The organism is Variovorax boronicumulans (genome assembly GCF_009811375.1).
GTDB lineage: Bacteria > Pseudomonadota > Gammaproteobacteria > Burkholderiales > Burkholderiaceae_C > Variovorax > Variovorax boronicumulans.
Window position 1 is genome coordinate 1724667 of record NZ_BKDH01000001.1, and the last position, 18636, is coordinate 1743302.

An 18636-nucleotide genomic window follows, 5' to 3' on the forward strand; every position below is an offset into this window, starting at 1 on the left:
ACGGTGATCCTCCCTGTGTGGTGTGGGAGGGGCGAGGACACAGCAGCGTGCGTGGCCCTGTTGCTGGAACGCCTGGGCGAAGGCCTGTTGTCGGTGCGCACCGACGACGCCTTCCGCCACGGGCCGCTTGCAGGCGCGTGAGAACGCGCTAGAACGACGAGATGGAACGAAGGAGTGCAGCCATGGCCACCCAACCCGATCTTCCGTCTCCGATCACGCCCGACCTGCCGGTCGAGCCCGACGAAGGGCCGGAGCACGCGCCCGACGAGCCCACCGACCCCGAGCCGCCACCGAGCGCGAGGTAGGTAGAACGCCCGTCGCGCCGCGCTAAGCTCGCGCGATGGATGAAATTGATTGCGCCGTCATCGGTGCCGGCGTGGTGGGTCTGGCCGTGGCGCGCGCATTGGCGCTCGCGGGCCGGGAGGTGCTGGTGCTGGAGTCCGAAGGGGCCATCGGCACGGGAACGAGTTCGCGCAACAGCGAGGTGATCCACGCGGGCATCTACTACCCGCAGGGTTCGCTGAAAGCGACGCTGTGCGTGGAAGGACGCGACGCGCTCTACAGCTACGCGCAGGCACGCGGCGTGCCGCACAGCCGCTGCGGCAAGCTCATCGTGGCGACCTCGGCCGAACAGGTGGGCCAGCTCGACGCGATCCGCGCCAAGGCCGCGGCCAACGGCGTGGCCGATCTGGTGCTGCTCACCGCGCAGCAAGCCAACGCGATGGAGCCGCAGCTGCATTGCGTCGCGGCGCTGCATTCGCCGAACACGGGCATCGTCGACAGCCACGCGCTGATGCTGGGCCTGCTCGGCGATCTCGAGAACGCGGGCGGCATGCTGGCGCTCAAGTCGCCCATCGAACGTGCCGAATGCGTGGACGGCGCGGTCGTGCTGATCGCCGCCGACGGCACGGCCCTGCGTTGCCGCACCGTGGTCAATGCCGCGGGGCTCGGTGCCCCGGCACTGGCGCGTCGTTTCGAAGGCATGCCGGCGTCGGCCGTGCCGCGCGAGTACTTCGCCAAGGGCAACTACTTCACGCTCGCGGGCCGCGCGCCTTTCGGCCGGCTCATCTATCCCGTGCCGGAGCCGGGCGGGCTCGGCGTGCACCTGACGCTTGACCTCGGCGGACAGGCCAAGTTCGGGCCCGATGTGCAATGGGTCGAGGCGGCCGACGATCTCGTGGTCGATCCGGCGCGTGGCGATCGTTTCTACGACGAGGTGCGCAGGTACTGGCCGGCGTTGCCCGACGGTGCGTTGATCCCCGGCTATGCGGGCATGCGTCCGAAGATCTCGGGGCCGGACGCGCCCGCGGCCGATTTCGTGATCGCGGGGCCCGCCTCGCATGGGGTGCCGGGGCTGGTCCATCTGTTCGGCATCGAGTCGCCCGGACTCACCAGTTGCCTGGCCATCGGACGGCACGTTGCGGACCTGCTCGCCGACGCCTGATGCATGCACTCGGGCACAACTGAGCACATCTGTCGCGCATGAGGGGCTTTCGAGCCTGTAACATGACAGCACGCCATATGCTGGCGTGAAGCCGCCGGCGCGGTGCCGGTGTCATCACGGAGGAAAGATTCCAATGAGTGCATCCAACAATCTTGAAGCAGCAGCCGAAGACATCGCAAGCGACGTGCGCGGCGTGCTGGCCAGCAAGGACCTGGATTCGGTTCCCCACATCAAGGCGCTGCGCCAACGCATCGACACCAAGCTCGCCATCGCGCGCGAGCTGGCTTCCGAAAAGAGCAAGCTGGCCGCCAAGAAGGCGCGCCAGGCGGCCACCGCCACCAACACCTACGCCCACGACGAACCTTGGCAGGTTGCCGGCGCCGCGCTGGCCGTCGGCGTGCTGGTGGGCCTGTTGCTTGGCCGCCGCTGAGCGTCACTGCACCGGCCTGAGCGCACACCGCCGTCCCTTCGTTCGCCGTCGCCACGCTGTGGCCGGTGAGGGCGGAGGCGGCGCATGAGACTGCTGTCCCTGTTCGGGCTCGATGCCCGCATCCGCCGGTTGCGCATCGCCGCCGCCGAAGGTGCGCTGGCGGCCGAGGACCGGGTGCAGTTGCTGCGCATGGCCTGGGAGGACGAGAAGCAGCGCCTGAAGCTGACCCTCGTCCTGGTCGTCGCCGTGCTGGGGCTGACCACCGTCGCGGTGGCACTGCTCTCGATGGCGGTGGTCGTGCATTACTGGGACACGCCGTACCGCGTCACCGCCGCCTGGGTGGTGGCCGGTGTCTGGGTGGTGCTGTGGCTGGCGGCCGTCATCGGCCTGATGCGCAGCCTGAGCAATGCCTCCAACAGCTTCGTTCCGACCTTTCAGGAGTTCGAGCGCGACTGGGCCTGGGTCCAGGACCGTTTCAACCTCGGCAAGGACCCGGAGCTGGACGACGAAGCGCCGCGCCCGCCGCGTCCCGCCACGCGCGAAGAGCTGCTGGCCCGCATGGACCGCCAGCGCGAGCGCATCGCCACCCTGCAGGGCGGTCGCGAGACGCAGCCGGCCTCGGGCGAGCCTGCGAACGAGTCGGCTGCGGCCACGGCGTTGCGCATTGCGCGCGAGCACCCGGTGGCCGCTGGGGTGGTCGCTGCCGCCGCCGTGGCGGTGATCCGCCCGAAGCGGCTGTTGCGCTGGGCCACGGTCATTGCGCCGGTGCTCTGGCGCATGCGCTGAGCCACCGGCAGCAAGAAGAACGGACTCAGGCCTTGCGGCGATCCTGCTGCAATGCCTGGGCCGTTTCGCGGACCAGCCCGGGGCCGCGATAGATCAGGCCGGTGTAGATCTGCACCACGTCCGCGCCCGCGGCGATCTTGGCCTTGGCATCCGCCGCACTCAGGATGCCGCCCACCCCGATGATCGGAAAGTCCTTGCCCAGCGCCGCGCGCAGTTGCGCGATCACGCGGTTGCTGGCTTCGCGCACCGGCGCGCCCGAGAGGCCGCCGGCTTCCTGCGCGTGCGGCAGGCCGGCCACGGCGTCGCGCGCGAGCGTGGTGTTGGTGGCGATCACGCCGTCCATGCCGTGGCGTTGCAGCGTGGCGGCGATCACCGCGACCTGCGCGTCGTCGAGGTCGGGGGCGATCTTCACGAACAGCGGCGCGCGCTTGCCGTGGTGCGTGGCCAGCGCTTCACGTCGCTCGGCCACGGCGCCCAGCAGGGCGTCGAGCGCTTCGTCGCTCTGCAGCGAGCGCAGGTTGGCCGTGTTGGGGCTGGAGATGTTGATCGTCACGTAGTCCGCATGCGGGTACACGCCGTCCAGGCAGGCCAGGTAGTCGTCCACCGCGCGCTCGATCGGCGTGGCCGCGTTCTTGCCGATGTTCAGGCCCAGCAGCATCGGCGACTTGCTGCCGCCGGCCTGCTTGCGAAAGCGCGCCTTCTGCACGTTGGCGAGGAAGGCATCGAGCCCTTCGTTGTTGAAGCCGAGCCGGTTGATCAGTGCATCGCGCTGCGGCAGGCGGAACATGCGCGGCTTCGGGTTGCCGGGCTGGCCCTTGGGCGTGACCGTGCCGACCTCGACGAAGCCGAAGCCCATGGCCGCGAAGGCGTCGATGCAGCGGGCGTTCTTGTCCAGCCCGGCGGCCAGGCCGACGCGGTTGGGGAAATTCAGGCCCGCGAGCTGGATCGGGTCTTCGACGCGCGTCGCCGCGTAGGCGCAGGCCAATGGCGTGTTCTGGGTGCGGGCCAGCCCGTCGAGGGTGATTTCATGGGCGTGCTCGGGGTCGAAACCGAACAGAAAAGGGCGGGCCAGGCCATAGAGCGAAGAGGGCAACAGCAGGGGCATCGGATAATTCTCGACTTCAATGAGCCAAGGATTCTCCGCGATGACCGCACCCGCCTCCCCAACCCCTCTTTCCCAGGATGAACTCAAGGCCCAGGTCGGCCTTGCCGCGCTGGCCTACGTGGTCAAGGGCGAGATCGTCGGCGTGGGCACCGGCTCCACGGTCAACAAGTTCATCGACGCGCTGGCCACGATCAAGGACGAGATCAAGGGCGCCGTCTCCAGTTCGGTCGCGTCCACCGAGCGCCTGCGCGCACTGGGCATCCCGGTGTTCGACAGCAATGAGGTGGAAGAACTGGCCGTCTACATCGACGGCGCCGACGAGATCGACCACCGGGGCTTCATGGTGAAGGGCGGCGGCGCGGCGCTCACGCGCGAGAAGATCGTCGCGGCGCAGTCCAAGCGCTTCGTCTGCATCGCAGACGCCTCCAAGCTGGTCGAGACGCTCGGCGCCTTTCCGCTGCCGGTGGAAGTGATCCCGATGGCCGCGCGCCGCGTGATGCGCCAGTTCGCCGGCCTGGGCGGCATCGCCCAGGTGCGCGAGAAAGACGGCCTGCCGCTGGTGACCGACAACGGCCAGCACATCGTCGACGTGACCGGCCTGCGGATCACCGACCCGCGCGCCTTCGAATCCGAAGTGAGCCAGTGGCCCGGCGTGGTGACGGTGGGGGTCTTCGCCCACCAGAAGGCCGACGTGTGCCTGCTGGGCACGGCGTCGGGCGTGAAGACGTTGCAGTTCGCCGGCTGAACGGCGGCGATGCAGCACGGGGAGCACGGGGGCGGGGCCCCCGTCGTTCCTAGAACTTGATGCCGGCCGGGTTGTTCGGGCCCGGCGCGTTCGAGGGCGGTGCCGGCGCGGGGTTCGGCGGCTGCAGGGGCGTGTCGGTCGCACGGGGCGCAGCAGCCGCCGGTGCCTGCTGCGCGACGAGCGGGCGCGCGGCGGGCGGGCGGTAGCCCGGGGGCAGGCTGTTGCTCTTGGGATAGCCGGCCGCGTCGAGGTAGCGCGACCATTCCACATCCGAGAAGCCCTTGAGCTGCTGCGACCCGACGGTCAGCAGCGGCAGCGCGTTCTGTCCGCTCAGGCGCTGCAGGGCGTCGACGTCCTCGTTGCTCTTGATGGTGCGTTCCTCGAAGGGAATGCCGCGCGTGGTGAGCAGCGTGCGCGCCTCGTTGCAGGGGCCGCAGCCTTCGCCGCTGTACAGCGTGACGGGGTAGCGCTGTGCCACCTGGCGCAGTTCGTAGGGAAGCCCGCTGTTGGCCGGCGCGTTGGCGCTAGCCGGTTGCGGCCCGCCCGTCGGCGCGTTGGTGACGACGGGGGGCTGGTCCGAGAACGTGACCTTGCCGTTCTTGTCGACCTGGCGGTAGACCGCCTGCGCCAGCACGCTGGCGGTCGACAACACGAGGACCAGGCCGATCAGGCCGCGCATCGGGAGTTTGTAAAAAGTCGGATACATATCTCCCGAGTATCGCAAGCTTCAGCGCCGTATCAAGCGGGCTGGGCCTGGGCCATGCCCTGATGTCGCAGCAGCGCATCAAGCTGCGGCTCGCGGCCCCGGAAGGCCTTGAACGAATCCATGGCGCTGCGGCTGCCGCCGGCCTCCAGGATGGCCTGGCGGTATCGGCGGCCGGTCTCGATGTTGGGCTCGCCGTCGGCGCCCACGGTTTCCTCGAAGGCCGCGTAGGCGTCGGCGCTCAGCACCTCGGCCCACTTGTAGCTGTAGTAGCCGGCCGCGTAGCCGCCCGAGAAGATGTGGCTGAAGGTGTTCGGCGTGCGGCTGAAGGGCGGCGAGGGCATCACGGCCACTTCGGCGCGCACCTGGCCGAGCAGCGCCATCACGGCGCCCGGCTGGGCGGTGGCGGCCTGGTGCTCGGTGTGCAGCAGCATGTCGAACAGCGAGAACTCGATCTGGCGCAGCGTCTGCAGCCCGCTCTGGAAGTTCTTGGCGGCGGTCATCTTGTCGAACAGCGCGCGCGGCAGCGGCTCGCCAGTGTCGACGTGGGCCGTCATGTGGGCGAGCACGTCCCACTCCCAGCAGAAGTTTTCCATGAACTGGCTCGGCAGTTCGACCGCGTCCCACTCGACGCCGCTGATGCCCGACACGTCGCGCTCGTTCACCTGCGTAAGCATGTGGTGCAGGCCGTGGCCGAACTCGTGGAAGAGGGTGGTCACGTCGTCGTGAGTGAGCAGCGGCGGCTTGCCGTCGACACCGCTGGCGAAGTTGCACACCAGCTGCGCGATCGGCGTCTGCAGCACGCCGTCGTCGGGGCGCAGCCAGCGGGCGCGCACGTCGTCCATCCAGGCGCCGCCGCGCTTGGCGGCGCGGGCGGAGGGGTCGAGGTAGAACTGGCCGACCTTCTGGCCGGCGCGCTCGATGCGGTAGAACTCGACGCTCGGATGCCAGGTGGGCGCGCTGTCGCGGCGGATCGACACCTCGAACAGCGTCTCGACGATCTTGAACAGGCCGGCCATCACCTTCGGCGCGGGGAAGTACTGCTTCACCTCCTGCTCGCTGAAGGCGTAGCGCGCTTCCTTGAGCTTCTCGCCGACGTAGGTCCAGTCCCAGGCCTGCGGGTCGACGAGGTTCAGTTGTTCGGCAGCGAAGGCGCGCAGGTCGGCCAGGTCGCGCTCGCCGTAGGGCTTGGCCTTGGCGGCGAGGTCGCGCAGGAACTTGACGACCTGCTCGGGTGATTCGGCCATCTTGGGCACGACCGAGAGTTCGCCGAAATTCTTGTAGCCCAGCAGCTTCGATTCTTCCTCGCGCAGCGCGAGGATCTCGGTGATGAGCGCGGTGTTGTCGAACTTCGGATCGCCGAGTTCGCTGGCGCGCGTCACGTAGGCGCGGTACAGGGTTTCGCGCAGCGCGCTGCTCTTGGCGAACTGCATCACCGGCAGGTAGCACGGCATCTTGAGCGTGAGCTTGTAGCCCTTCTTGCCTTCGGCCTCGGCGGCCGCGCGCGCGGCGCTCACCACGTCTTCGGGCACACCGTCGAGTTCACCCAGCTGCGCGTAGTGCGCGAAGGCGTCGGTGGCGTCGAGGGCGTTTTCGCTGAACTTCTGGCTCAGCTCGGCCTGGCGTTCCTGGATGTCGGCAAAGCGCTGCTTGGCCTCACCCTGCAGCTCGGCGCCGCCGAGCACGAAGTTGCGCACGGCGTTCTTGTGCGCCTGCCGCTGCTCGGGGTTGAGCGTGGCCGGGTCGATGGCCTTGTACTTGGCATACAGGCGCTCGTCGGAACCCAGGCGCGTCCAGAAGGCGGTGACGCGCGGCATGGCCTCGTTGTAGGCGGCGCGCAACTCGGGGGTGTCGGCCACGGCGTTGAGGTGGCCCACGGCGCCCCAGGCGCGGCTGAAGCGTTCGGAGGCCACGTCGAGCACCTTGGAGATCGCGATCCAGTCGGCCGGGAATTCGGGCGCTGTCACCGTCTGCAGCGCGGCCTCGGCATCGGCCAGCAGCGCGTCGACCGCGGGCGACACGTGTTCGGGCTTGATGCGGTCGAACAGGGGGAGGTCGGTGAAGTCGAGGAGCGGATTGGTCATGTGAAAGATCCTGGGCGAGCGTAGCGAAGCCATTTCGGGAACCACCGCGGAATCGGCTTTGCCGGGCCGCCGGTGGTGCCCCTTGAGGGGGAGGCGGCTACACGCAGTGAGCCAACAACGGGGTGGTTCTTATCTTGCGGCGCGTTCGGCCGCTTCAAGGGTATTGACCAGAAGCATCGCGCGCGTCATGGGGCCGACGCCGCCGGGCACGGGGGTGATCCAGCCGGCCACTTCCTTCACGCCGTCGAAATCGACGTCACCGGCCAGCTTGCCGTCGGCCTTGCGGTTCATGCCCACGTCGATGACGACCGCGCCGGGCTTCACCATGTCGGCGGTCAGCAGGTCCAGCTTGCCGACGGCGGCGACGATCACGTCGGCCTGGCGCGTGATCGCACCCAGGTCCTGGGTGGCGCTGTGGCAGATGGTCACGGTGGCGCTCTTGGCGAGCAGCATCATGGCCATCGGCTTGCCGACGATGTTGCTGCGGCCGATGACCACGGCGTGCTTGCCGCGCAGGTCGTAGCCGATCGATTCGAGCATCTTCATGCAACCGTGCGGCGTGCAGGGCCAGAAGCCCGGGGCACCGGTCATCAGCGCGCCGGCGCTGGCCACGTGGAAGCCGTCGACGTCCTTGGCGGGCGAGATGGTCTCGATGACCTTCTGGCTGTCCATGTGCTTGGGCAACGGCAACTGAACGAGGATGCCGTGCACCTTCGGGTCGTCGTTGAGGGCGCGGATGCGCGCCAGCAGGTCGGCCTCGCTCAGGTCGGCGGGGTAGGTCTCGAGCGTGGCCGAGAGGCCGGTCTCGGTGCTGTCGTTGACCTTGTGCTTGGTGTAGACCTGGCTCGCCGGATCGCTGCCCACCAGGATGATGGACAGGGCCGGGTTCACGCCGCGTGCCTTCAGCGCAGCGGTGCGGCCGGACACCTCGGCGCGGATGGTTTTGGCGAGGGCGTTGCCGTCGATCAGTTGGGCGGTCATCGGTTTTGATTTTCCAAGTAAAAACGCCCGCTTGCGCAGGCGTGGGGAAGGTGCGTGGCTATCGCAGGGATAGCTGCAGCTCAGGAGGCCTTGGCGGCTGGGGCCGCTTGCCCGAGCGCGATCTTGAGCAGATCGGCCACGGTGTTGGCGTTGAGCTTTTCCATGATGTTGGCGCGGTGCGCCTCCACCGTCTTGATGCTGATGCCCAGGTCGTCGGCGATCTGCTTGTTCAGGCGGCCGGCGACGATGCGCTCGAGCACCTGGGCTTCGCGGCCCGTGAGCTTGGACAGCAGCGCGTCGCGGCTGGCCGACTGCTGGTGCTGCGTGAAGGCGCCGCGTGCGTGTTCGAGCATGCGCTCGACCAGCGACACCAGCTCTTCGTCGTTGAAGGGCTTCTGGATGAAATCCATCGCGCCCTTCTTCATGCTGTCGACCGCCATCGGCACGTCGCCGTGGCCGGTGATGACCACGATCGGCAACGGAGAGCGCCGTTCGATCAGCCGATCCTGCAATTCGAGGCCGGTCATGCCGGCCATGCGGATATCGACGATCAGACAGGCGACTTCGCGCGGGTCGTATCGGGAGAGAAAGGATTCGGCGGACTCGAAACAGCGGACTCTGTAGTCCTTGCCTTCGAGCAGCCATTGCAGCGAATCGCGTACGGCTTCGTCGTCATCGACGACATAGACCGTGCCCTTCTTCGGAATCAAACTCATGCAGGTACCTTTGCCTCGTCGCTTGCTACGGAACTGATAGCGTCCAACACCGGAATCCAGAAGGAAAAACGGCATCCGATCACATCCGGGCCATTGTAGATGTTCTCCGCCTGCATCCGGCCGCGGTGCGACTCGACGATGGTGCGGCACAGGTTGAGCCCGATGCCCATGCCTTCGGGCTTGGTGGAGAAGAAGGCCTCGTAGAGCCGGTCCATGACCTCGGGCGAGAGGCCCTTGCCCGTGTCCTGCACCGAGAACTCGATGGCATTGTGCCCCTCGATCACCTTGGGCAGCACGCGCAATTCGACGCTGCGGCGCGCCAGCGGGCGGTCGGCGATGTCGATGGATTCGGCCGCGTTCTTCAGCAGATTGACCATCACCTGCTCGATGAGGATCGGGTCGACGCGCACCACCGGCAGCCGCGCGGCCACGTAGTGGTTCAGGCGCACGTTGCGCCGGCGCAGCTCGATGCCCGCGAGTTCGACCGCCTCGCTCACCATGGTGGCGACGTCGGCCGGCGTGCGGTTGGGCTCGCTGCGCTTCACGAAGGAGCGGATGCGCTGGATGATCTGGCCGGCACGCTGGGCCTGCTTCGACGTCTTTTCGAGCGCGGCGAGCAGGGCGTCGTTGTCGATCGTCTGGCCCTTGATGCGCGACATCATCCCGTTGCAGTAGTTGGCGATGGCGGTGAGCGGCTGGTTGAGCTCGTGCGCCACGCTCGACGCCATTTCGCCCATGGTGATCAGGCGGCTCGCGGCCTGGGCCTTGTCGGCCTGTGCGGCGGCCTGCTCTTCGGCGTCGCGGCGCGGCGTGATGTCGGTGGCGATCACCAGTTGCGCCAGGCGACCGTCGACCCAGGTCAGGTAGCGCGAGCGCACCTCGAGCCACTTGCCCAGGTGCGGCACGAAGATTTCGTTGTTCGCGGTCTGGGCGGCGGTGAGGGTGTCGATGGGCAGGCCGGCGTAGGGGTCGACGTCGTCCAGGCCTTCGTCGTGCGCGTTCGACGGCGGCACGCCGGCCTGCGCCACCATGCCCAGGTGGCCCACGGTGTCGGAGCCGAACCACAGGCGGTACAGCTTGTTGGCGAACAGCAGTTCTTCGCTGCCGATGGGCGCCACCGACACGGCGGCGTCGAGCGCCTCGAGCACGGTGGTGAAGCGTTCGTACGAGGCGGACAGCTGCTCGCGGATGCGCGTCGGCTCGGTGATGTCGGTCATCGACGTCATCCAGCCGGTCTGGTGGCCGCGCGCATCGATCAGCGGCGACACGTACAGGCGGGCATTGAACACGCTGCCGTTCTTTCGCTTCACGCGCACCTGGAAGCCGCCGGGCAGGGCGCGGCCGTGCAGTTCTTCCTCGAGGCGCTCGTTCATCACCTCGCGGTCGGATTCGAGCCAGTAGGGGAAAGGCGGCGTCTGGCCGACGAGTTCGTCTTCGCTCCAGCCCGTCATGGCGCAGAACGCGGCGTTCACGTAGGTGATGCGGCCTTGCAGGTCGAGCACGCGCATGCCGGTGAGCATGGAGTTTTCCATCGCGCGGCGGAAGTTGGTTTCGGCCACGAGCCGCTGCTGCGCCTGCAGGCGGCGGCGCGTGTGGCGCCAGGTGCCGATCAGCATCCAGCTGGTCATCACGCTGAGGGCGCATACGAGCCAGAAGAGGCCGTTGCCCACCACGCCCTGCGAGGTGCGGTAGGCCTGCGCGCGCAGCATCAGCGCATTGCCCACGGGCGACACCGGCACTTCGTATTCGTTGGTGGCTTCGGTCCAGGGCAGCAGGCGGGTGCCGCTGTTCTTCAGCGGCGTGGTGTTGCCGGCGATGACGTTGCCCTTGGCGTCGAGCAGCGAGACGGCATAGCGCGCCTGCACCTCGGAAGGCATGCCGTAGCGCAGCAGGCCGTCGATGGAGAACTCGCCGAGCACGACGCCGGCGAACAGGCCCTGGTCGAACAGCGGGATGTGAAGCTGCAGCATCGCAGCGGGCTCGCCGCCGGCCACGGGCTGCGAGTACACCGGCTGGCGCAGTTCGCGTGCCAGCGCATAGTTGCTTTCGATGTCGCCGGGGCGCAGCACGTCGCCGATCAGGTGCTGTTGCGCCGGATGCACGCTGGGCGCGGCATAGCCGGCCTTGAAGCGGCGGCGGTCGTCGATCCAGCTGATGGTCTGCAGCTCGGGGAACTGGCTCACGAGCGACTCGGCGCGGCTCGTGAATTCGACCGGATCGATCTCGCGGTTGGAGGCATCGCGCGCGATGCGCATCAGCTGTTCCTGCCGCTCCAGCAGGCGCAGGCGCATGCGCTGTTGCGCGTACTCGACATCGCGCCGCACCGACTCCTGCTCGCGCTCGACTTCTTCGGAGCGCAGGTACCAGAACGCCGACACGATGGCCGCGAGAAACAGCAGCACGGCCGCCATCGGCGCGAGCATCGCGACGGCGTCCTGCAGCACCGGTGTCTGCTTGCGCCACCACGTGCGCCACCAGGACAGCGGCGAGGCTTTGACGGCACTGCGGGCGACCGCGAGCGGGGAGGAAAGGGGCATGGGCGGAGTTTAGGTGATGGCCCTCTTGGCGAAGAGGCCCTGCCGGGGACGTGCCTCCTCGATATTTCATAATAAGAAATCAACAAGCACTATTTGAAATAGGGAAACTTCTATGCGAAACTCCGGCGCGCTCGGTGCCCAGCGCACTAAATTACAGCCACAGCCCTAAAAGGAGAGACAAGCATGTCGGCAAATCCCGAGAACCTGTTCGGCTCGGCCGCAAACGATGCGGACGCCCAGGAGACGCGTGAATGGATGGATGCACTGTCTTCCGTCATCCAGAGCGAAGGGCCCGAGCGGGCGCACTTCCTGCTCGAACAACTGCTCGAACATGCGCGCCAGAACAGCGTCGACATGCCGTTCTCGGCCAACACCGGCTACGTGAACACCATCGAGCCGGGCGTGGAAGCCCGCAGCCCCGGCAACCTCGAGATCGAACAGCGCCTGCGCGCCTACATGCGCTGGAACGCCATGGCCATGGTGGTCAAGGCCAACCGCATCCACCCGCCCGAAGGCGGTGACCTGGGCGGCCACATCGGCTCCTTCGCCTCGCTGGCCAGCATGTTCGGTGCCGGCTTCAACCACTTCTGGCACGCCGAGAGCGAAAACCACGGCGGCGACCTGCTGTACATCCAGGGCCACGTGTCGCCCGGCATCTATGCCCGCGCCTACCTCGAAGGCCGCCTCTCCGAAGACCAGCTGCTCAACTTCCGCCAGGAAGTGGACGGCAAGGGCCTGTCGAGCTACCCGCACCCCAAGCTGATGCCCGAGTTCTGGCAGTTCCCCACGGTGTCGATGGGCTTGGGCCCGCTGATGGCGATCTACCAGGCGCGCTTCCTGAAGTACCTGCACGCCCGCGGCATCGCCAACACCGAGAACCGCAAGGTCTGGGTGTTCTGCGGCGACGGCGAAATGGACGAAGTCGAATCGCTCGGCGCCATCGGCCTGGCCGCGCGCGAGAACCTCGACAACCTGATCTTCGTCATCAACTGCAACCTGCAGCGCCTGGATGGCCCGGTGCGCGGCAACGGCAAGATCATCCAGGAGCTCGAAGGCGAGTTCCGCGGCGCCAACTGGAACGTCATCAAGCTCATCTGGGGCAAGGGCTGGGACGCCCTGCTAGAGAAGGACCATGACGGCGCGCTGCGCAAGATCATGATGGAGTGCAACGACGGCGACTACCAGTCGTTCAAGGCCAACGACGGCGCCTACGTGCGCAAGAACTTCTTCGGCCGCGACCCGCGCACGCTGAAGATGGTCGAGCACCTGACCGACGACGAGGTTTGGAACCTGCAGCGCGGCGGCCACGATTCGCAGAAGGTGTACGCCGCCTTCCACGCCGCCCAGAACCACAAGGGCCAGCCCTCGGTGCTGCTCGTCAAGACCGTCAAGGGCTTCGGCATGGGCAAGATCGGCGAAGGCAAGAACACGGTCCACCAGACCAAGAAGCTCGGCGACGAGGACATCAAGGCCTTCCGCGACCGCTTCAACATCCCGATTCCCGACAGCCAGATCGCCGAGCTGCCGTTCTACAAGCCGGCCGACGACACGCCGGAAATGCGCTACCTGCACGAGCGCCGCAAGGCCCTGGGCGGCTACCTGCCGCATCGCCGCGTGAAGGCCGACGAGAGCTTCACGGTACCCTCGCTCGACACCTTCAAGGCAGTGATGGAGCCCACGGCCGAAGGCCGCGAGATCTCGACCACGCAAGCCTACGTGCGCTTCCTCACGCAGCTGCTGCGCGACAAGGCCCTGGGCCCGCGCGTCGTACCCATCCTGGTGGACGAGGCTCGCACCTTCGGCATGGAAGGTCTGTTCCGCCAGATCGGCATCTACAACCCGCACGGTCAGCAGTACACCCCGGTCGACAAGGACCAGGTCATGTACTACAAGGAAGACAAGGCCGGCCAGATCCTGCAAGAGGGCATCAACGAAGCCGGCGGCATGTCCAGCTGGATCGCGGCGGCCACGTCGTACAGCACGAACAACCGCATCATGGTGCCGTTTTACGTGTACTACTCGATGTTCGGCTTCCAGCGCATCGGCGACCTGGCCTGGGCGGCTGGCGACATGCAGGCCCGCGGCTTCCTGCTGGGCGGCACCTCGGGGCGCACCACGCTGAACGGCGAAGGCCTGCAGCACGAAGACGGTCACAGCCACATCCTGGCCAACACCATCCCGAACTGCGTGAGCTACGACCCGACCTTCGCGCACGAAGTCGGCGTGATCCTGCACCACGGCTTGAAGCGCATGGTCGAGAAGCAGGACAACGTCTACTACTACCTGACGCTGCTCAACGAAAACTACGCGATGCCCGGCCTGCAGCCCGGCACCGAAGAGCAGATCATCAAGGGCATGTACCTGTCCAAGCAGGGCCCGGTGGTCAAGGCCGCCAAGGGCGCGAAAGAAGCGCCGACCGTGCAACTGCTGGGCAGCGGCACCATCCTGCGCGAAAGCTTTGCCGCGCAGGAGCTGCTCGAGAAGGAGTGGGGCGTGTCGGCTTCGGTGTGGAGCTGCCCGAGCTTCAACGAACTGACCCGCGACGGCCAGGACGCCGACCGCTGGAACCTGCTGCACCCCGACCAGACGCCGCGCGTGCCCTTCGTGGCCCAGCAGCTCGGTGCCTCGACCGGCCCGGTGATCGCGTCGACCGACTACATGAAGGCCTACGCCGAGCAGATCCGTCCGTTCGTACCGAAGGGCCGCAACTACAAGGTGCTGGGCACCGACGGTTTCGGTCGCAGCGACTTCCGCGCCAAGCTGCGCGAGCATTTTGAAATCAATCGTCACTACATCGTGGTGGCCGCGCTCAAGGCGCTGAGCGAAGATGGCACCGTGCCGGTGGCCAAGGTGGTGGAAGCGATCAAGAAGTACGGCATCAATGTCGACAAGGTCAACCCGCTCTACGCTTGAACATCAACAACCAACGAACGAACGGCGCCTGACGGCGGGAGACAACGATATGGCAGCAGTGGAAGTGAAAGTGCCCGACATCGGCGACTTCGATGAAGTCGCGGTGATCGAGGTGCTCGTGAAGGTGGGCGACACGGTCAAGGCCGAGCAGTCGCTCATCACGGTCGAATCGGACAAGGCGTCGATGGAAATCCCGTCGTCCACGGCCGGTGTGGTCAAGGAAATCAAGATCGCCGTGGGCGACAAGGTGAAGGAAGGCTCGGTGGTGCTGGTGGTCGAGGCCGAGGGCGCGGCTGCCGCCGCCCCGGCACCGGCCGCTGCGCCTGCTGCCGCGGCACCCGCTGCCGCAGCGCCTGCACCGGTGGCTGCTGCACCAGCAGCCGCACCGGCAGCCTCGGGCCCGGTCGACATCAAGGTGCCGGACATCGGCGACTTCAAGGACGTCGCGGTCATCGAGCTGCTGGTGAAGGTGGGTGACACCATCGCCGCCGAGCAGTCGCTGATCACGGTGGAGTCGGACAAGGCCTCGATGGAAATCCCGTCGTCGGCCGCCGGCGTGCTGAAGGAACTCAAGGTCAAGGTGGGCGACACCGTCAACATCGGCGACCTGATCGCGGTGCTCGAAGGCGCCGCAGGCGCTGCTGCACCCGCATCGGCGCCCGCGCCGGCACAGGCGGTGGCTGCTGCGCCCGCCGCCGCAACCGCCAGCGCACCTGCGCCGGCCGCCGCAGCACCTGCTGCAGCCGCCCCGGCCCACCAGCCGACCTCGGCGCCCACCGGCAGCCTGCCGCACGCCTCGCCCTCGGTGCGCAAGTTCGCACGCGAACTCGGCGTGCCGCTCGAAGAGGTCAAGGGTTCCGGCCTAAAGGGCCGCATCACGCAGGAAGACGTCCAGAACTTCACCAAGGCCGTGATGAGCGGCCAGGCCAGCACCAAGGCCTCGGCGGCCAAGGCGCCGGCCGGTGGTGGTGGCGACGGCGCGGCGCTGGGCCTCATCCCGTGGCCCAAGGTCGACTTCACGAAGTTCGGCACCGTCGAGCGCAAGGACCTGTCGCGCATCAAGAAGCTCAGCGGCGCGAACCTGCACCGCAACTGGGTGATGATCCCGCACGTCACCAACAACGACGAAGCCGACATCACCGAGCTCGAAGCCTTCCGCGTCTCCACCAACAAGGAGAACGAGAAGTCGGGCATCAAGGTCACGATGCTGGCCTTCGTGATCAAGGCGGTGGTCGCGGCGCTGAAGAAATTCCCCGACTTCAACACCAGCCTGGACGGCGACCAGCTCGTCTACAAGCAGTACTACAACATCGGCTTCGCGGCCGACACGCCCAACGGGCTCGTGGTGCCGGTGCTGAAAGACGCCGACAAGAAGGGCATCCTGCAGATCAGCGCCGAGATGGGTGAACTCGCCAAGAAGGCGCGCGACGGCAAGCTCGGCTCGGCCGACATGCAGGGCGGCTGCTTCTCGATCAGCTCGCTCGGCGGCATCGGCGGCACGCACTTCACGCCCATCATCAACGCCCCCGAAGTGGCCATCCTCGGCCTTTCCAAGGGCCAGATGAAGCCGGTGTGGGACGGCAAGCAGTTCGTGCCGCGCCTCACGCTGCCGCTGTCGCTGTCGTACGACCACCGCGTGATCGATGGCGCCCTGGCTGCGCGTTTCAACGCCTACCTGGGGCAAGTGCTCGCGGACTACCGTCGCATCCTGCTATGACCACCGTAGTGGCCGTCCGCAAAGGCGGCCAGGTCACGATGGCGGCCGATTCGCTGGTGACCTTCGGCGACACGCGCATGTCGCACAACGCCGAAGCGAACCAGAAGATCTTCACCGTCGAGGATGCCGCGGGCCAGAGCCTGTTCGCGGTGGCGGGCGCCGCCGCGCACCAGTTGGTGCTCCAGCATGCGCTGGCCGCCCAGCCGCGCGAGGCGCTGCAGTTCGGCAGCAAGCACGAGGTGTTCCACACCTTCACGCTGCTGCATCCGGTGCTGAAGGACTCGTTCTTCATGCAGACCAAGGAAGACGAGCACGAGCCCTACGAGTCGAGCCAGTTCACGATGCTGCTGGCCAATCCGAGCGGCATCTACGGCATCTACAGCTACCGCGAGGTGTTCGAGTTCAAGCAGTACTGGGCCATCGGCTCGGGACGCAGCTTTGCGCTCGGCGCCATGCACGCGGCCTATGACAACAAGTCGCGCAACGCGCGCGACGTGGCGGAGGCGGGCATCGCCGCCGCCTGCGAATTCGATCGCAATTCGGCCCTGCCGGCCGACGTTCTCACACTCAAACTGAAAGTGTCCAAATGAGCGAACAACACATCAAGGTGCCGGACATCGGCGACTTCGACGAAGTCGCGGTGATCGAGGTGCTGGTCAACGTCGGCGACACGGTCAAGGCCGAGCAGTCGCTCATCACGGTCGAATCGGACAAGGCCTCGATGGAGATTCCCTCGTCGGCCGCCGGCGTGGTGAAGTCGCTGGCCGTGAAGGTGGGCGACAAGGTCAAGGAAGGCTCGGTCGTGCTCACGCTCGAAGTCGACGGGGCCGCTGCGCCCGCGCCGGCTGCTGCGGCACCCGCGCCGGCAGCTGCTGCGCCTGCGCCCAAGGCGGCCGCACCGGCCCCTGCCGCGGCAGCGTCCGTGGTGGTGTCCAGCTACGGCGGCAAGGTCGATGTCGAGTGCGACGTGGTCGTGCTGGGCGCCGGCCCCGGCGGCTACTCGGCCGCCTTCCGTGCGGCCGACCTCGGCCTGAAGGTCGTGCTGATCGAACGCTACGCCACGCTCGGCGGCGTGTGCCTGAATGTCGGCTGCATTCCCTCGAAGGCGCTGCTGCACGTGGCGTCCGTCATGGACGAGGTGAAGCACTTCGCCGACCTGGGCGTGAGCTTCGCCGCACCCACGGTCGACCGCGCCAAGCTGCTCGGCCACAAGAACAAGGTGGTGGGCAAGCTCACCGGCGGCCTCACGGCCATGGCCAAGATGCGCAAGGTGACGGTGTTGCGCGGCGTCGGCAACTTCATCGACCCGCACCATCTGGAAGTCGAAGAGACCTCCGGCACGAGCTGGGACACCACGGGCAAGAAGCAGACCGTCAAGTTCCGCAACGCGATCATCGCGGCCGGCTCGCAGTCGGTGAGCCTGCCCTTCATGCCGAAGGACCCGCGCGTGGTCGACTCGACCGGCGCGCTCGAGATGGGCACCGACCCCAAGCGCATGCTGGTGCTGGGCGGCGGCATCATCGGCCTCGAAATGGGCACGGTGTATTCGACGCTGGGCGCGCGCCTCGATGTGGTCGAGATGCTCGACGGCCTCATGCAGGGCGCCGACCGCGACCTCGTGAAGGTCTGGCAGAAGATGAACGCGCCGCGCTTCGACAACATCATGCTCAAGACCAAGACGGTCGGCGCCGAAGCCACGAAGGAAGGCATCAAGGTCACCTTCGAGGGCGAGAATGCGCCGAAGGAACCGCAGGTGTACGACCTCGTGCTGCAGGCCGTGGGTCGCAGCCCGAACGGCAAGAAGATCGGCGCCGAGAAGGCCGGCATCACGGTGAGCGATCGCGGCTTCATTCCGGTCGACATCCAGATGCGCACCAACGTGCCCCACATCTTCGCCATCGGCGACATCGTGGGCCAGCCCATGCTGGCGCACAAGGCGGTGCACGAGGCGCACGTGGCAGCTGAAGTCATTGCCGGCGAGCAGAAGGGCGACAAGGAGCTGTCCAGCGCCGCCTTCAACGCCCGCGTGATCCCCAGCGTGGCCTACACCGACCCCGAAGTGGCATGGGTCGGCCTCACGGAAGACCAGGCCAAGGCCGAAGGCATCAAGGTCAAGAAGGGCCACTTCCCGTGGACCGCGTCGGGCCGCGCCATCGCCAACGGCCGCGACGAAGGTTTCACCAAGCTGCTGTTCGACGCCGAGACGCACCGCATCCTGGGTGGCGGCATCGTCGGCACGCATGCCGGCGACATGATCGGCGAGATTGCGCTGGCCATCGAGATGGGCGCGGACGAGATCGACATCGGCAAGACCATCCATCCGCACCCGACGCTGGGCGAAAGCATCGGCATGGCGGCGGAAGTGGCGCACGGTACGTGTACCGACCTGCCGCCGGCGAAGAAGGCGGCCTGATCGAGAGGCGCGACGGCGCCTGTCGAGCCCCCACAAAAAATCCCGCCGCGGCGGGATTTTTT

General features: G+C 67.2%; 15 protein-coding genes. 9 read left to right on the forward strand and 6 right to left on the reverse strand.

Features of this window, described 5'->3' with window-relative positions; genetic code table 11:
* Window positions 1-182: 182 nt before the first annotated feature.
* The 4 genes from VHAB30_RS07765 (at window position 183) to VHAB30_RS07780 (ending at window position 2660) form a co-directional block, all read left to right on the forward strand.
* Window positions 183-305: a hypothetical protein gene (locus tag VHAB30_RS07765; RefSeq protein ID WP_062479916.1), complete on the forward strand. Its 123-nt coding sequence runs from the start codon at window positions 183-185 to the stop codon at window positions 303-305.
* Window positions 306-340: 35 nt separating this feature from the next.
* The gene (locus VHAB30_RS07770) at window positions 341-1444 is read left to right on the forward strand and encodes an NAD(P)/FAD-dependent oxidoreductase (RefSeq protein WP_159276469.1); all 1104 of its coding nucleotides are present in this window, start codon (window positions 341-343) and stop codon (window positions 1442-1444) included.
* A gap of 133 nt (window positions 1445-1577) precedes the next feature.
* A complete protein-coding gene (locus VHAB30_RS07775) occupies window positions 1578-1874 on the forward strand; it encodes a glycine zipper domain-containing protein (protein WP_056580064.1) in 297 nt (98 codons plus the stop codon).
* An 84-nt stretch (window positions 1875-1958) separates the two neighbouring features.
* Window positions 1959-2660, forward strand: a complete 702-nt coding sequence (locus VHAB30_RS07780; protein WP_159276471.1) for a phage holin family protein — start codon at window positions 1959-1961, stop codon at window positions 2658-2660.
* A 25-nt stretch (window positions 2661-2685) separates the two neighbouring features.
* Here VHAB30_RS07780 and VHAB30_RS07785 read toward each other — a convergent pair whose 3' ends face one another.
* Window positions 2686-3765 carry a quinone-dependent dihydroorotate dehydrogenase gene (locus tag VHAB30_RS07785; RefSeq protein ID WP_159276473.1) on the reverse strand — a complete coding sequence of 360 codons (1080 nt, stop codon included), beginning with the start codon at window positions 3763-3765 and terminating at the stop codon, window positions 2686-2688.
* A 40-nt stretch (window positions 3766-3805) separates the two neighbouring features.
* Between VHAB30_RS07785 and rpiA the strand changes: the two genes are divergently transcribed.
* Complete coding sequence (gene rpiA / locus VHAB30_RS07790) at window positions 3806-4510, forward strand: ribose-5-phosphate isomerase RpiA (RefSeq protein ID WP_062479923.1); 705 nt, start codon at window positions 3806-3808, stop codon at window positions 4508-4510.
* A gap of 49 nt (window positions 4511-4559) precedes the next feature.
* Here rpiA and VHAB30_RS07795 read toward each other — a convergent pair whose 3' ends face one another.
* From VHAB30_RS07795 to VHAB30_RS07815, 5 genes are all read right to left on the reverse strand, one after another.
* A complete protein-coding gene (locus VHAB30_RS07795; protein WP_235926508.1) occupies window positions 4560-5189 on the reverse strand; it encodes a glutaredoxin family protein in 630 nt (209 codons plus the stop codon).
* Window positions 5190-5248: 59 nt separating this feature from the next.
* Complete coding sequence (locus VHAB30_RS07800; RefSeq protein WP_159276478.1) at window positions 5249-7297, reverse strand: M3 family metallopeptidase; 2049 nt, start codon at window positions 7295-7297, stop codon at window positions 5249-5251.
* Between the two features lie 129 nt (window positions 7298-7426).
* On the reverse strand, window positions 7427-8278 hold the full coding sequence (gene folD / locus VHAB30_RS07805; protein ID WP_159276479.1) for a bifunctional methylenetetrahydrofolate dehydrogenase/methenyltetrahydrofolate cyclohydrolase FolD: 852 nt from the start codon (window positions 8276-8278) through the stop codon (window positions 7427-7429).
* An 80-nt stretch (window positions 8279-8358) separates the two neighbouring features.
* The gene (locus VHAB30_RS07810) at window positions 8359-8994 is read right to left on the reverse strand and encodes a response regulator transcription factor (RefSeq protein ID WP_056580071.1); all 636 of its coding nucleotides are present in this window, start codon (window positions 8992-8994) and stop codon (window positions 8359-8361) included.
* Complete coding sequence (locus tag VHAB30_RS07815) at window positions 8991-11531, reverse strand: PAS domain-containing sensor histidine kinase (protein WP_062479933.1); 2541 nt, start codon at window positions 11529-11531, stop codon at window positions 8991-8993. The genes VHAB30_RS07810 and VHAB30_RS07815 overlap by 4 nt, the downstream gene beginning before the upstream one ends.
* A 183-nt stretch (window positions 11532-11714) precedes the next feature.
* On the opposite strand from VHAB30_RS07815, the gene aceE reads away from it, so the two are divergent.
* Genes aceE through lpdA form a run of 4 tightly spaced genes read left to right on the forward strand, consistent with a single transcriptional unit; the run spans window position 11715 to window position 18574 of the window.
* The gene (gene aceE, locus VHAB30_RS07820; protein WP_159276481.1) at window positions 11715-14444 is read left to right on the forward strand and encodes a pyruvate dehydrogenase (acetyl-transferring), homodimeric type; all 2730 of its coding nucleotides are present in this window, start codon (window positions 11715-11717) and stop codon (window positions 14442-14444) included.
* Between the two features lie 49 nt (window positions 14445-14493).
* Window positions 14494-16161, forward strand: coding sequence for a dihydrolipoyllysine-residue acetyltransferase (gene aceF, locus VHAB30_RS07825; protein WP_159276483.1), 1668 nt, complete (start codon window positions 14494-14496; stop codon window positions 16159-16161).
* A complete protein-coding gene (locus VHAB30_RS07830; RefSeq protein ID WP_159276485.1) occupies window positions 16158-16751 on the forward strand; it encodes an Ntn hydrolase family protein in 594 nt (197 codons plus the stop codon). The genes aceF and VHAB30_RS07830 overlap by 4 nt, the downstream gene beginning before the upstream one ends.
* Window positions 16748-18574 (forward strand): dihydrolipoyl dehydrogenase, encoded by a 1827-nt coding sequence (gene lpdA, locus VHAB30_RS07835; RefSeq protein ID WP_159276487.1) that lies wholly within the window; start codon window positions 16748-16750, stop codon window positions 18572-18574. The genes VHAB30_RS07830 and lpdA overlap by 4 nt, the downstream gene beginning before the upstream one ends.
* Window positions 18575-18636 lie beyond the last annotated feature (62 nt).